The organism is Pedobacter sp. MC2016-14 (assembly GCF_020991475.1).
GTDB lineage: Bacteria > Bacteroidota > Bacteroidia > Sphingobacteriales > Sphingobacteriaceae > Pedobacter.
Genome location: NZ_JAJMPA010000001.1, coordinates 1,728,026 through 1,741,744 on the forward strand (window position 1 = coordinate 1,728,026; position 13,719 = coordinate 1,741,744).

The 13,719-nt window shown below is 40.3% G+C and carries 12 protein-coding genes; 9 read left to right on the forward strand and 3 right to left on the reverse strand.

What is annotated here, in order from left to right; translation table 11 throughout:
- Positions 1-121 precede the first annotated feature (121 nt).
- The 3 genes from LPB86_RS07310 to LPB86_RS07320 all read left to right on the forward strand — a co-directional run bounded on the left by LPB86_RS07310 (position 122) and on the right by LPB86_RS07320 (position 2,974).
- A complete protein-coding gene (locus tag LPB86_RS07310; protein WP_230642106.1) occupies positions 122-463 on the forward strand; it encodes a hypothetical protein in 342 nt (113 codons plus the stop codon).
- A gap of 235 nt (positions 464-698) precedes the next feature.
- The gene (locus tag LPB86_RS07315; RefSeq protein WP_230642107.1) at positions 699-2,300 is read left to right on the forward strand and encodes a SulP family inorganic anion transporter; all 1,602 of its coding nucleotides are present in this window, start codon (positions 699-701) and stop codon (positions 2,298-2,300) included.
- Between the two features lie 5 nt (positions 2,301-2,305).
- Positions 2,306-2,974: a carbonic anhydrase gene (locus tag LPB86_RS07320; RefSeq protein WP_230642108.1), complete on the forward strand. Its 669-nt coding sequence runs from the start codon at positions 2,306-2,308 to the stop codon at positions 2,972-2,974.
- Between the two features lie 69 nt (positions 2,975-3,043).
- Here the strand turns inward: LPB86_RS07320 and pruA are convergent, their stop codons facing one another.
- Complete coding sequence (gene pruA / locus LPB86_RS07325; RefSeq protein ID WP_230642109.1) at positions 3,044-4,678, reverse strand: L-glutamate gamma-semialdehyde dehydrogenase; 1,635 nt, start codon at positions 4,676-4,678, stop codon at positions 3,044-3,046.
- Between the two features lie 118 nt (positions 4,679-4,796).
- On the opposite strand from pruA, the gene lpxK reads away from it, so the two are divergent.
- Genes lpxK through LPB86_RS07340 form a run of 3 tightly spaced genes read left to right on the forward strand, consistent with a single transcriptional unit; the run spans position 4,797 to position 8,636 of the window.
- On the forward strand, positions 4,797-5,879 hold the full coding sequence (gene lpxK, locus LPB86_RS07330; protein WP_230642110.1) for a tetraacyldisaccharide 4'-kinase: 1,083 nt from the start codon (positions 4,797-4,799) through the stop codon (positions 5,877-5,879).
- Complete coding sequence (locus tag LPB86_RS07335; RefSeq protein ID WP_230642111.1) at positions 5,827-6,642, forward strand: purine-nucleoside phosphorylase; 816 nt, start codon at positions 5,827-5,829, stop codon at positions 6,640-6,642. The genes lpxK and LPB86_RS07335 overlap by 53 nt, the downstream gene beginning before the upstream one ends.
- Entirely contained in the window at positions 6,642-8,636 is a 1,995-nt protein-coding gene (locus LPB86_RS07340; RefSeq protein ID WP_230642112.1) for a putative porin, read from the forward strand. Before LPB86_RS07335 ends, LPB86_RS07340 begins: the two co-directional genes overlap by 1 nt.
- 29 nt (positions 8,637-8,665) lie before the next feature.
- Here LPB86_RS07340 and LPB86_RS07345 read toward each other — a convergent pair whose 3' ends face one another.
- Positions 8,666-9,847, reverse strand: a complete 1,182-nt coding sequence (locus tag LPB86_RS07345) for an asparagine synthetase B (protein ID WP_230644310.1) — start codon at positions 9,845-9,847, stop codon at positions 8,666-8,668.
- 210 nt (positions 9,848-10,057) lie between these two features.
- On the opposite strand from LPB86_RS07345, the gene LPB86_RS07350 reads away from it, so the two are divergent.
- On the forward strand, positions 10,058-10,519 hold the full coding sequence (locus tag LPB86_RS07350; RefSeq protein ID WP_230642113.1) for a peptidylprolyl isomerase: 462 nt from the start codon (positions 10,058-10,060) through the stop codon (positions 10,517-10,519).
- A 1-nt stretch (position 10,520) separates the two neighbouring features.
- The gene (locus tag LPB86_RS07355; protein WP_230642114.1) at positions 10,521-11,063 is read left to right on the forward strand and encodes a DUF5606 domain-containing protein; all 543 of its coding nucleotides are present in this window, start codon (positions 10,521-10,523) and stop codon (positions 11,061-11,063) included.
- A 39-nt stretch (positions 11,064-11,102) separates the two neighbouring features.
- On the opposite strand, the gene LPB86_RS07360 is transcribed toward LPB86_RS07355, so the two are convergent.
- Positions 11,103-12,926 carry a DNA mismatch repair protein MutS gene (locus LPB86_RS07360; protein ID WP_230642115.1) on the reverse strand — a complete coding sequence of 608 codons (1,824 nt, stop codon included), beginning with the start codon at positions 12,924-12,926 and terminating at the stop codon, positions 11,103-11,105.
- A 94-nt stretch (positions 12,927-13,020) separates the two neighbouring features.
- Here LPB86_RS07360 and rlmH point away from each other — a divergent pair, with 94 nt between their 5' ends.
- Positions 13,021-13,494, forward strand: a complete 474-nt coding sequence (gene rlmH, locus LPB86_RS07365) for a 23S rRNA (pseudouridine(1915)-N(3))-methyltransferase RlmH (protein WP_230642116.1) — start codon at positions 13,021-13,023, stop codon at positions 13,492-13,494.
- Positions 13,495-13,719: the final 225 nt, after the last annotated feature.

Below are 13,719 nucleotides of genomic sequence, written 5' to 3' on the forward strand. Positions count from 1 at the left end.
TGAGGATTTGTAAGCACCACCTTGTTTTAAAGGAATTGAAAAGTTTTTACTGAATAATTGTTGATTAATCAGAAATCAGATTACTTTTGGAAAACACGGTACTAAATATTTACCTTTAGATATGTTTATCAGGAGATACAAACTGTTCATCGTTATAGCTTTTTTGGGGATCTTCTTCGCCAAAATGGTCATTTCTATTGCACCGGTTTTTATTACAAAGCTTGATAAGGATACGATGAAGTCGGTGATTATGCAGTTAGAAATGGAGCATGAAGCCGATGGCGACGCCTCAAAAGTGATTTTGAAATATGTAGATTGTAAATTCAATTTTCATTATGACCCTTTGTACCTGCCTTTGATTTTCCATTTCAACATCAAAAATGATTTCTTAGACCATTTTAAGCGGTATGTAGATCCTTTTCACCCCACTGTACCAACACCCCCTCCAAATAGTTTGGTCTGATTACCATGTCCGCCTGCGGACTTATGTGTAATCTTAAAAATGCTCCTTTACGAAGCGTTAGTTCCGCTGCTGCGATTTTCGCATACCTTGCCATCGAGCCTGATATCAGACTCGAGCCTGACAGGCATGGAGGCGGGTCATGATGTTTGGCAGCTTTAGCGGCCCCTACACTTTTGTATATGGAACATTATGCAAGAGCAACGATCTCAAATTACAAAGGATAATATTAAATTTTATGGAACAAAAGAGCTCGGTCTTTTCAGGACTGGATGCAAAAAAGTATTTTTTAAAGAAGAATCTTAAAAAGGATCTTCCTGCCAGTATTGTGGTTTTTCTGGTTGCCCTGCCTTTATGCTTAGGTATTGCGCTGGCATCTGGTGCTCCTTTATTTGCAGGCCTAATTACCGGTATCGTTGGCGGTATTGTAGTTGCTACTTTTAGCGGTTCTCAGCTTAGTGTAAGTGGTCCTGCAGCAGGTTTAACTGTAATTGTATTGGGTACCATTACAAAATTAGGCAGTTACGAAACCTACCTGCTTGCCGTGGTGCTGGCAGGAGTAATGCAAATTGTGTTGGGCTTAATTAAAGCCGGCACCATTGGTAATTATTTTCCATCCAGTGTTATAGAGGGAATGCTGGCAGCTATAGGCCTAATGCTTATTTTAAAGCAACTTCCCCATGCGCTTGGTGTAGATTCTGATTTTCTTGGCGATGAAAGCTTTTTTCAAACCGATAACCAAAATACTTTTTCTGCCATAAACAATGCCCTGAGCAAGTTTAGTCTTGGTGCCATTATCATCAGTGGATTGTCCATTGCCGTATTAATCTTCTGGCCTAAAATTAAACAAGTTAGCAGTGTGCCTGCGCCATTTATCGTGGTACTCATTGGTGTGGGTTTAAGTGCGGTTTTTCAAAATACAGGCTTGGCGTTAAAACCAAGTCAAATGGTGGCCATTCCAATTGTTACCGGCGTATCAGATTTCTTTAGTTTGTTCCGCTCGCCAGATTTCTCTGCTATTTTAAATAAAGATGTTTGGATTGCCGCCGGGACCATTGGTGTGGTAGCCAGTTTAGAGACTTTGCTGGGTATAGAAGCTATTGATAAAATTGATCCTATTAAACGGGTTACGCCAACAAACAGAGAGTTATTGGCCCAGGGTGTTGGTAACATGGTTAGCGGCATGATTGGTGGTTTACCTATGACATCAGTTATTGTAAGAAGTTCTGCAAATGTAAACTCTGGCGCCAGAACAAAAATGTCGGCTATTTTTCACGGTACATGGCTTTTGATCTCTTTATTATTCATTCCAGGTTTAATTAATATGATGCCCTATGCCTGTCTGGCAGCAATTTTGTTGGTTACCGGATACAGGTTAGCGCGTATTGCTTTATTTAAACACATGTATCATAAAGGCTGGGATCAATTTATTCCTTTTGTAATTACTATTGTTGCCGTGCTGTTAACAGATTTGTTAAAGGGAGTAGCGGTGGGCATGCTGGTTTCTATCTTTTACCTTTTGCGTACCAATATGCGTAATCCGTACTTTTATAAAGTAACTGAAGAAGGTAATTGTAAAAACATCAGAATTAAGCTTGCAGAAGAGGTTTCCTTCTTAAATAAAGCTGCAATACAAGTGCTATTAACGCAAATACCTAATGAAACAAATGTGATTATTGATGGAAAAAACTCACGATATATTGATCCAGATGTGCTCGAAACCATTTTTAACTACAAGCACAATGCTTACACTAAAGGGATTATTGTTACTTTAGACAATATTAAGAGCCAATATAACGTACCTAAATTAAATACAAAAATTCAAGAAATTAACAATTAATAATTATGTGCGCAGCTAATTCAGAAGAACTATTAAAAAGAGAAGAAATAACGCTCGAAAACTTGTTACAAGGTAATAGAGATTTTGTAACTAAAACCTTAGAAGAAGACCCAGACTATTTTCAAAAGTTGTCTGCCGGACAAAAACCTCCTGTATTGTGGATCGGTTGTTCTGATAGCCGCGTTCCTGCGGATAAGATTACCAACACCATGCCTGGTGATATTTTTGTAACACGGAATATTGCTAATGTGGTAACGCATTCTGATATGAGCATGTTAAGCGTATTAGACTATTCGGTTAATATACTTAAAATAAAACACATCATTGTTTGTGGACACTATGGATGCGGTGGTGTGGCTGCTGCCCATGGCAACCAACAAGTAGGATTAATTGACAACTGGTTACGTAACATTAAAGACGTGTACAGGTTAAACCAGACAGAGGTAGATGCATTGCCAGAAAATAAAAAGGTAGATCGTTTGGTAGAGCTTAATGCCATCCACAGCGCAATGAATGTGATGAGCACTTCAATTGTACAAAATGCATGGGCAAATGGACAAGAACTATCTGTACATGCATGGGTATACAGTCTTGAAACTGGATTAATTAACGACCTGAAATTTAGCTATTCTAAAGCTGATGATATGGACCCGATGTTTAAAATGGACATCTAATCCAATTATAAAGGTTTGAAAATAAAAAAGCTCCGGGACGATACGCCAGGAGCTTTTTTTATGAGCAGTTTAATCTTCTCCTAAAAATGGATAACGGTAATCCTTAGGTGGATCAAACGTTTCTTTAATTGTTCTTGGAGAAACCCAGCGCAACAGGTTAATCATAGAACCTGCTTTATCATTGGTTCCAGAACCTCTGGCGCCACCAAATGGCTGCTGTCCAACCACTGCACCGGTACATTTATCGTTGATGTAAAAATTACCTGCAGCATTGCGCAATGCCTGCGAAGCCTTGTCAATTGCATATCTATCCTGTGCAATCACTGCACCCGTAAGGGCGTAAATAGAAGTGGTATCAATTACCTCTAAAATGGCATCAAATTCTGTATCTTCATACACGTAAATGGTCAATACAGGTCCAAACAACTCTTCGCACATGGTGGTGTACTTAGGGTCTTTAACCAGCAAGACAGTAGGTTCAATAAAGTAACCCTTAGATTTGTCGTAGTTTCCACCAGCAACTACTTCTACACTATCATCTGCCTTAGCAGCGTCAATATATTTCGCCAGTTTATCAAAAGAACGCTCATCAATTACTGCATTTATAAAGTTGCTGAAATCTTCGGTGCCGCCCATTTTAAAGGTAGCAAGGTCGCGCAACATAAAATCTTTAATTGCCTGCCATAAACTTTTAGCAATGTACACCCTTGAGGCTGCAGAGCATTTTTGTCCCTGATATTCAAAAGCACCGCGTAAAATAGCTGTGCTAGATACTTCGGCATCTGCAGAGCCATGTACCAGGATAAAATCTTTACCACCGGTTTCGCCCACAATGCGCGGATAAGTTTTATATTTATGGATATTGGTTCCAATGGTTTTCCAAATGTTTTGGAATACAGCAGTTGATCCTGTAAAGTGGATTCCGGCAAAATCAGGGCTGTTAAAAATCACCTCACCTGCTTCAGGTCCATCTACATATACCAAATTAATTACGCCATCTGGCAAACCAGCTTCTTTAAAAATCTGCATCAGCACATTGGCAGCAAAAATCTGTGTATCTGCAGGTTTCCAAACCACTACGTTACCCATCATGGCAACAGAAGCTGGCAGGTTGGCTGCAATTGCAGTAAAGTTAAAAGGCGTTAAGGCAAAAACAAAGCCTTCCAGCGGACGTTGTTCAACCCTGTTCCAGGCTCCTTTTGGCGATACAGGAGGCTGTTGCTTATAAATATCAGCCATATAGCTTACATTAAAGCGTAAAAAATCTATCAGCTCACAAGCTGCATCAATTTCTGCCTGATAAGCATTTTTGCTCTGTCCAAGCATAGTGGCTGCATTTAGCTTATACCTGTATGGGCCAGAAATCAATTCAGCAGCTTTCAGGAATATAGCAGCGCGATGTTCCCATGGCAGGTTTTCCCAATCGCTTTTTGCTGCCAATGCAGCATCAATACATTGCTGTACATGGCTTTTATTACCTATGTTGTAAGTTGCCAATATATGTTGATGATCGTGCGGAGGCACCACTTTACCCTTGGTTTCAGTATAAATTTCTTCGCCACCAATATACATTGGGATATCAGGTTGCTTAGCGCGGGCATCAGCCAGGGCAGCCTTTAAAAGTTCACGTTCTTTACTCCCGGGTGCATAACCAAAAATAGGTTCGTTTACCGGTGCGGGTACGTTAAAAAATCCTTTAAGCATGATAATAAGTTGTTTTTGTGCAAAGATAGGTAATCAACAGAATATAATTGTCTTTTGCAGGTTAAGAGGATAGGAATAAACCCGTTCCCATTTTTATTGTTATTTTTGATGTTTAAGAATGTTTACATACCTGCGATTACTCTTATTTCCGTTTTCCCTGATCTACGGTTTGGTGGTTATTGTCCGCAATAAACTCTATGATGCAGGTTTTTTTAAATCTGTAGCATTTGATTTGCCTGTTATTTGTGTAGGCAATCTTGTCGTCGGCGGATCGGGGAAAACACCTGTAACAGAATACCTCGTCAGTTTACTAAGCACGCATAAAATTGCTATTCTAAGCCGTGGTTATGGTCGCAACACCAAAGGCTTTATTTTGGCTGATGAAAGCGCTACTGCTCAAAGTATAGGCGATGAGCCGATGCAGTTTTTCAGTAAATTTCCACAGGTTACAGTGGCGGTTTGTGAAGATCGGGTATATGGCATAGCGCAGCTTCAGCAGCAGCATGACCTCATTATCCTTGATGATGCTTTTCAGCACAGGGCGGTTAAAGCAGGTTTCAACATCCTTCTTTTTGAATATCAAAAACTGCGTTCGTTTCAGTTTTTACTACCTGCCGGCAATCTAAGGGAGCCTTTTAGCGGCTTTAAACGGGCACAAGCAGTATTGGTTACCAAGGCACCAGCAAATTTATCACCAGCAGATGAAGCGCTATGCAGCGCCAAATTCCGTACTGGAAAAAATAAACCCTCGTTTTCGTTTTTAAAATACGACGACCTCATCTCCTTAAACGGGCAGCCTTCAAAACCAGTTGCTAATGTAAATCAACATACTGTAGTGTTTTTGCTTACAGGTATTGCCAACCCAGGGCCGCTTATCTCTTACATAAGCAACTATACTAAGGCCATTGAACAGCATGAATATCCAGATCACTACCAGTTTAGTCTGGCCGATATTGACAAGCTTTGCAAAGCGTTTAAACAGCATCCGGGTACAGAAAAAATAATCATCACAACAGAAAAGGACGCGCAGCGTTTATTAAGTTCTGCTATACAAGAATTACTGCTAAATTTGCCGGTATATTATTTACCTGTCAAGGTAGCGCTTAAAGCCGAAGATAAAATTACATTTGATAAAAAGATACTAGACTATGTTTCAAGCCATACACGAAACCGTACAATACATAAAGCAGAAAATAGCTGATTTTGATCCTGAAATTGGGATTGTACTCGGCACCGGATTGGGTGGACTGGTTACTGAAATGACCATTGAGCATAGTCTGATGTATGCTAATATCCCTAATTTTCCAATTTCTACTTTAGAGTTTCATTCAGGCAAACTCTTGTTTGGTACCTTAAATGGTAAAAAGGTAGTGGCTATGCAAGGCCGTCTTCATTATTATGAGGGTTACAGCATGCAGCAAATTACTTTTCCCATTCGCGTACTTAAAGCTTTAGGTATTAAACATCTTTTTGTGTCTAATGCTGCAGGCTCTTTAAATCCAGAATTTAAAAAGGGCGATCTGATGGTCATTTGCGATCACATCAATCTGCTGCCCGAAAGCCCGCTTAGGGGTAGAAATGATGAAGATATGGGGCCAAGATTTCCAGACATGAGTCAGCCTTATCATCATCAGCTAATTGAATCGGCATTGGCTATTGCGGCTAAAGAGGATATTCGCTGCCATAAAGGTGTGTATGTAGCGGTTACTGGTCCAAACCTGGAAACCAAAGCTGAATATAAATATTTAAGAATTATAGGTGGCGATGCAGTTGGAATGAGTACCGTGCCGGAGGTTATTGTTGCCAAGCACATGAGCATTCCGGTATTTGCCATTTCGGTACTCACAGACGAAGGTTTTCCAGAGGTATTGCTCCCCGTAAGTTTAGAAGAGATTATAGAAACGGCAAGAATTGCTGAGCCTAAAATGACACAGATATTAAGCCAATTAATTGCCACTTTATAATGTTTAAAAGCGTTGTTTTATTTGTTTTGTGCCTGGTAATGTTTGGAGCGGGGACGGCGATGGCCCAGGATCTTAAAACTACTGTCAACGAAAATAAGGAGTTAGATTCCTTAAGGAAAAAGCTGGACGGTGCAGCAGACTCCGTAGTTTTTACCTCAAAATACATCCGGTTTACTACCCTTAAACTTACTAAAGATAGTATCCAGACCTTTCCTTTGGATACCAGTTTGAGAGGTTTCCAAAACTACAGCGTACTTCAAAAGCCACGCAGGCCCACCATTGGTACGGGTAACTTAGGACTGGCTGCAAAAGATATGCTCTTTGAACCCGTAAAAACCATTGGTTTTGATGCCGGGTTTCATGCGCTAGATTATTATGCGATGGATCATGATGATGTGATGTATTATCAGGCAAGAACTCCTTTTACCAATCTATCTTACATCAGTTCGGGGCAGGTAGAGCAATTGCTAAAGGTTACGCATTCGCAAAATATCAAAAGAAACCTCAATGTGGGGGCCAACTACAACCGTATTGGGGCCAACGGACAATATTCCCGTCAAAGGGGTGATGATCTCAATGCAGCTTTGTTTTCCTGGTACCAGTCTCCGGGCAAACGCTACAACCTTTGGGTAAACGCTGTTTTTAACACCATGAAGGCACAGGAAAATGGTTCAACACCAAATGATTCCATCTTTACCAATAAAGCTAATCCAATTGCCAGAGAGTCAGAAGTAGTTAACTTAACCAACTCCAGGCAGCTTTGGCGTAAAAACAGCATTCTAATTAAGCAGTCTTATTTTATTGGCCGGATAGATACGGTAGATCAGGAAGTGATGAAGAAGGTATTGCCTACCAACAAGGTTAGCTATAGCTTTATGTACAATACCAATAGCTACTCTTTTCATAAAGATGAGTCTGATAATTATTTGGTGTTGCCAAGGGGAATTGTAGATTCCATTTTTACCCGGGATTCAACCCATGTCAATAACATCCGGAATGAGTTTATGTACGGGTTCTTTTTGCGTGGTAAGTCGGGTTCCTTCATTAAAAATGAGCTGAAGATTGACGTTGGTATTCGAAATGACTTGTATACCTATACCCAGATTTCCAGCTATCGTGATTTGTCAAACTATTATTCTTACCGCTCAACTTTTCAAAATACAGCTTTATTGGGCGCATTGGGCTATCGGTTTAGCGATAGGATAGACCTTAACGTAGATGTTCAGCAGATTTTTCAGGGCCGCCAAATTGGAGATTTCCTTTACGAAGCCAAAAGTAATGTGATGCTCAGTAAATCTGTAGGCCGTATTGTTCTTGGCGCGTATATGCAGAATAAATCTCCCGAAGAAATTTACGAGCGTTATTTTGGCAACCACTACAGCTGGGTAAATAATTTCTCGAATACCAAAACGGTAAACTTCTCCTTCAATTATTATAATGATAAACTAAAGTTTGAAGCCGGGGCAAGCTATTACCTGGTCAATAACTACCTTTATTTTGCGCAGCAAGGCAATAACAGCATTGCTCCGCAACAACAAGATGGTAGCCTCAACCTTATTAAAGTTACCTTGGGTAAAAAGCTAAGTTTTGGTAAATTTAACCTGGACAGTTATTTGGTGTATCAGAAAACAGACCAGACCAGCGTAATGCGTACGCCAGAGTTTTATACCTTCAATTCATTTTTCTTTAACCAAACGTTCTTTAAAGTGCTAAAAACCAATGTCGGTTTCGATATCAGGTACAATACGCCTTATAAATCGCAGTCGTACTCTGCGGCAGCCAGTCAGTTCTACAATACCACAAACGATTCCAGTTTACCTACTGAGCCTATAGCTGACGTTTGGATCAGGGCCGGTCTACGTAAGGCAAATATCTTTTTGAAGTATGATAATGTTGCCCAGGGACTATTCTCAAAAGGATATTACAGCATCAAAAACTACCCCATGCAAGACAGGTTAATGAAATTTGGTGTAAGCTGGAACTTCTACGATTAATGCCAGGTACTTCCAGATAAAGGAATGCGTTACGTTTTCTGTGGTTTCTTTTTAGCTGCGGGGAACAATACATTGTTCAGGATTAGTCTGTAGCCTGGCGAGTTAGGGTGTAAATTTAAATCCGTTTGTGGATCGCCCACGGCGTGCTTATAATCCTCAGGGTCATGGCCTCCATAAAAGGTAAATTGGCCCTTTCCAATTTCTCCATGCAGATAGCGCACTTCATTGGCCCCTTTATTTTCGCCCATTACTGTAATTACAGGCTTCACCATGGCTTTGTTAAATGCGGTAGTTTGGCCCATAAAACCCTTAATTACCTTTTCGTGGTTTTGCGTCAGCATGCTGGGTACCAAATCCCATTTCGCAGAAAAGTCAAACAACGTAAAAAAATCATTGCTCTCGGTTAAGTCACGCTGCATTTTTACATCTATGTTTGCCAGCCCGTAATAATAGGGGTTCTGGTCTATGGTAAAACCCTTAAAGGCCATTGTATTGTTGTAGTTAAGTTTAGATTGCGCATTTGGGTCTGCCCGGTCACCATCAAACATGCTTTCGCAAATGTCTACACCATCCGCACTCAATGCAATATCAAAACTATCTGTGGCAGAACACATGGCAAACATGAAACCGCCACCCACACAAAAGTCACGCATCTTTTTGGCCACTGCCAGTTTCATGGCAGCTACCTTGCCAAATCCATTTCTTGCTGCAGTGGCTTCCTGACTTTTCACATCGTTACGGTACCAGCTTTCATTTTTAAAGCTACTCCAAAAACGACCGTATTGTCCGGTAAAATCTTCGTGGTGCAAATGCAGCCAGTCGTAGCCCATCAGCTTATCCCTTAAAACTTCGTCATCATACACCACATCATAAGGGATTTCTGCATAAGTAAGCACCATGGTTACGGCGTCGTCCCAGGGTAGCTTACTTTTTGGAGAGTAAACGGCAATTTTAGGTGCTTTTTCCAGTTTTACCATTTCCATATTTACACCTGGATCGGCTATTTCATTGAGTATCGCCGTTACTTTTCCATCCGGTAACAGTTGGTAGCTAACACCTCTTGTTTTACATTCATCTTCTACAGCCTTATTATAACCAATCAAAAAACTGCCACCCTCGTAATTCAGTAACCAGCTTACATCCGCTTTCTGCACAATGCTCCAATAGGCAATTCCGTACGCTTTAAGATGGTTTTTCTGCGTTTCGTCCATATTAATCAGGATGGAGGATGCCCTGGCCGATTTTAATCCCAGGCAAAGCAAAATGCATAATGTACACACCGGAAGGTATAATAATAAGCCTTTTAAGCTGCTTTTAAATCTAAGTGCCATAGTTATAACAGGTAAAACACTAAAGTAAAGTTTTTATACCTTTACCTAATCATTTCAATTTACTATTTTTGGCATTCAAAAAAACATACGATGAGCAAAGCAATAATAAAAACGGATAAAGGTAACATGACTGTTGAGTTTTATGAGCAGGATGCACCTAAAGCTGTGGCTAACTTTAAAAAACTGGCTACAGAAGGATTTTATGACGGAGTAACCTTTCACCGTGTGATCCCTAACTTTATGGTTCAAGGGGGATGTCCTAACTCAAAAGATCCAAAAACAGCACACCTTGCAGGTACAGGCGGCCCTGGTTATAAAATAGATTGCGAACTAACAGGTGAACTTCAATACCACGATCGTGGTGTATTGTCTATGGCACATGCCGGACGTAATACTGGCGGTTCTCAATTCTTCATCTGCCATAGCAGAGCCAATACTGCCCATTTAGATCGTAACCATACTTGTTTTGGTAAAGTGGTAGAGAACGTTGATCTTGTTGATGAGATTAAGCAAGGAGACAGAATTTTAGGTATAGAGGTAATAGAAGATTAATATGAATTTAAGAGGAATAGTTGCTGTATCCGGCAGACCGGGGTTATTTAAACTGGTGGGACAGAACAAAGCGGGTTATATTTTAGAAAGCCTTGATGCCCAAAAGGTAAAAGTTGTAGCTAACATTGCAAATTCTAAGTTGTCTTCTTTAGAAGATATTACAGTGTACGGTAATGATGAGGACCTTAAATTGGTAGATGTATTGGCAAATATTGCTGCTTACACTGCAGAGGTTCCTGATGCTAAAGCAGATACTGCTAAACTTAAAGCTTTTTTTAACGAGGTAGCTCCAGATCATGATGGTGATAAGGTTTACGCTTCTGACATCAAAAAGATCGTTACCTGGTTCCACATCATTAAAGAACTTCCATTGTTTAACGAGGAAGCGCCTGCAGTGGGTGAAGCTGCTGAAGGTTTAAAAGTGGAAGATAAAGCCGCAGAGAAAAAAACTAAAACCGTTGCTAAAGCTGCAAATGTAAAAGCTCCTGGTAAAACTGCTCAGCCACCTAAAAAGGCTACAACAGTAAGTAAAAAAGGCGTATAGTCTAATTTAAGCCCCACCAAATTTTGATGGGGCTTTTTTTTATACCTCCTGGTTTAATGCCAGGCCAATCTGTTTCAGTAATATTGCTGCGTTAAATGTTTTGCAGGCACCATGTTTCAGCTTGTAATCAAAGTTCATCTCTCCCTCTTTAATCTGGATGTCGAAATGGTAGTTGCGTACCTGCTCATGGTAATCTTCTTTCATTTCAGATAGTTGCAAGTCATGCGTAGCAAAAAGCGCTGGCGTATGCTGCTCAATCATTTTTTCTATAAATACTTTTGATCCCAGGTATTTGTCCTTACTGTTAGTGCCCCTTAACATTTCATCAATGAGTACAAAAGAACGGTCTGATTTTTTGGTAGCATCTAATATCATTTTTAACCTGTTCAGCTCTGCTTTAAAGGTAGAGGTCTGGTCATTTAGCGAATCCTTAATCCGCATGTAAGATAGGGCTTCAAAAATAGACAGGCTCAGTTGCTTTGCACATACTGTACTTCCAGAAAAGGCCAGCACCATATTGATCCCTACCGTACGTAAAAATGTACTTTTACCAGCCATATTTGATCCGGTAACAATGTCTACAGTGGGTTTAGCATACAGTTCAAAATCATTAACTACTCTTTTCTGTTCTATAATAAGCGGATGGCCTAAGGCCTTTGCAGCTAAAGTAAATTCTTCTTTTATTTCTGGAAATGTCCAGGAAGGTTCATTGATTTTTAGTGTAGCAAATGAAATCAGCTCTTCAAACTGACTGATCCGGAATAAACCTTTTAGCAATTGATCTGATGATTTCGAATGCCATTTCTCAAGTTTAATGGAACAGCGCAGGTCCCATACCAGAAACACCGTCAACACCATTGCAACAATCATATTTAAGCGGGCATCAAAGGATTGAATGATGGTAGAAAGTTCCCTGATTTGCCTGCTCAAAGGGCGGCTATCTTCTGATTTTTCAAAAAAGCCTTTCAGATAGGGGCTTTGCCATTCAATTTGCTCAGTCCAGGCTATTGAGCCAGAAAAGGACCTCAGCAAGTTGGCGCTGCCTGTAAAGCTGTTGTATACCAGGTTTACCTTTTGCAGGTTATAAAAGGTTATACCAGCATTAAACAATGCGGCTAATCCAAATATGTTCCAGGTAATGCCGCCATATGCTATGCCCAGCAGCAATAGTGCAAGCATTAAAAATGGCACTATTGTAATGTATAAACGCATTAGCTTGTTGCAGGTAAAAGCCAGTTGCAGGCCAAGCGTATGGTCTAAGGCGGCTTCTATGGCTTTTAGTTGTTCTGGTTTGTGATTGTGTATCCTGGCCCTAAAATGGAAAGTATCTTCCATATGTCCCGCAAGCTCTGTAATGGCATCCTGACGTGCTATAATGGCTTCTTGCTCATTTGGCCTGCCAAGGTTGGTTGCCAGTAACTCCCGGCCTTTAACGGTACTACAGCGGTTTAAATATGCAAATAAAGACCCTGGACCATATATATCCAAATCAGAAGAGTAAGGGTGCTGTTCATCTTCAAACTCTTCGCCATTTGCGTAGCCATTGCTGCGGCTCTGCATGAGCTCTGCTTCATTTTGGTAAACCCATAACAGTTGCAGTGCATAGTCCAGGTGCTCTGTTACTGCAGCCTGTTTTTTTACCAGTGCCAGAAACAGTACCACCGGAACTACCATTAGTAAACCAATTGCCCAATGGTAACCCTGACTAATCACCAATGCTACCAATATAATTTCGGTTATAAACAACCCGAGCCTGGATAAGGAAATGCTATTGAGTTTCTTTTTTAAGGCGTCAATATGTGCTTGCTGTATTTGTACCTGATTTAGATAGGCGGTTAAAATGCTTTGTCTTGTTTTTACCATTATATTTGAAGCGGCTAAGAATTTATACCTTCGACTAATTTCATCTACCGATGTTACTAAGGTATTAGGTGCCGATAAAGATAAGCAATAGCAGATGAAGATTACATTACTGGTGGTGGGTAAAACTGAAGATAAGTACCTTTTAGAAGGAATGGACAAATACCTGAACCGGCTAAAACATTACATCGGTTTTAACCTTGTGGTGATACCAGAATTAAAAAACACCAAAAGCCTAACCGAAGCGCAACAAAAATCTAAAGAAGCAGAGCTAATTTCAAAACAGCTCAGTAATTCAGATCTGGTAGTGCTACTGGACGAAAAGGGCAAAAAATACACTTCGGTTTCTTTTGCTAATTATTTAAACAAACAGATGATTGGCAGCGTTCAACATCTGGTATTTGTAATTGGCGGGCCTTATGGATTTGACGAAAGCATTTATAAGCGCTCAAATGGTAGCTTGTCCCTGTCAGATATGACTTTCTCTCACCAAATGGTTCGTCTGTTCTTTATTGAGCAGCTTTACCGCGCCTTTAGTATTTTAAAAGGAGAGCCTTATCACCACGAATAAAAATCGGGTTTATGGAAAATTAGCATGCCCTTCATCCTATAAGAAAACAAAACCTGCTTATGGTACCCTCAGAATTTAAAAAAAGAAATTACAAGTATAAAAGTAATCCCAGAAAAGACCGCCTCAATTACATCATTGCTATTGTGGTGTCGGCAGTGGCTTTTTGGTTAATCTGGTTTTACTTGTAAAAATGGCATAAAAAAACTCCCGGGTTTGCCGGGAGTT

Bases quoted from the DNA above. Each gene is read 5' to 3' on its own strand.
- pruA (WP_230642109.1), bottom strand. From the start codon at position 4,678: ATGCTTAAAGGATTTTTTAACGTACCCGCACCGGTAAACGAACCTATT.
- lpxK (WP_230642110.1), top strand. From the start codon at position 4,797: ATGTTTACATACCTGCGATTACTCTTATTTCCGTTTTCCCTGATCTAC.
- LPB86_RS07360 (WP_230642115.1), bottom strand. From the start codon at position 12,926: ATGGTAAAAACAAGACAAAGCATTTTAACCGCCTATCTAAATCAGGTA.
- rlmH (WP_230642116.1), top strand. From the start codon at position 13,021: ATGAAGATTACATTACTGGTGGTGGGTAAAACTGAAGATAAGTACCTT.
- LPB86_RS07310 (WP_230642106.1), top strand. From the start codon at position 122: ATGTTTATCAGGAGATACAAACTGTTCATCGTTATAGCTTTTTTGGGG.
- LPB86_RS07355 (WP_230642114.1), top strand. From the start codon at position 10,521: ATGAATTTAAGAGGAATAGTTGCTGTATCCGGCAGACCGGGGTTATTT.
- LPB86_RS07315 (WP_230642107.1), top strand. From the start codon at position 699: ATGGAACAAAAGAGCTCGGTCTTTTCAGGACTGGATGCAAAAAAGTAT.
- LPB86_RS07345 (WP_230644310.1), bottom strand. From the start codon at position 9,847: ATGGACGAAACGCAGAAAAACCATCTTAAAGCGTACGGAATTGCCTAT.
- LPB86_RS07320 (WP_230642108.1), top strand. From the start codon at position 2,306: ATGTGCGCAGCTAATTCAGAAGAACTATTAAAAAGAGAAGAAATAACG.
- LPB86_RS07350 (WP_230642113.1), top strand. From the start codon at position 10,058: ATGAGCAAAGCAATAATAAAAACGGATAAAGGTAACATGACTGTTGAG.
- LPB86_RS07340 (WP_230642112.1), top strand. From the start codon at position 6,642: ATGTTTAAAAGCGTTGTTTTATTTGTTTTGTGCCTGGTAATGTTTGGA.
- LPB86_RS07335 (WP_230642111.1), top strand. From the start codon at position 5,827: ATGTTTCAAGCCATACACGAAACCGTACAATACATAAAGCAGAAAATA.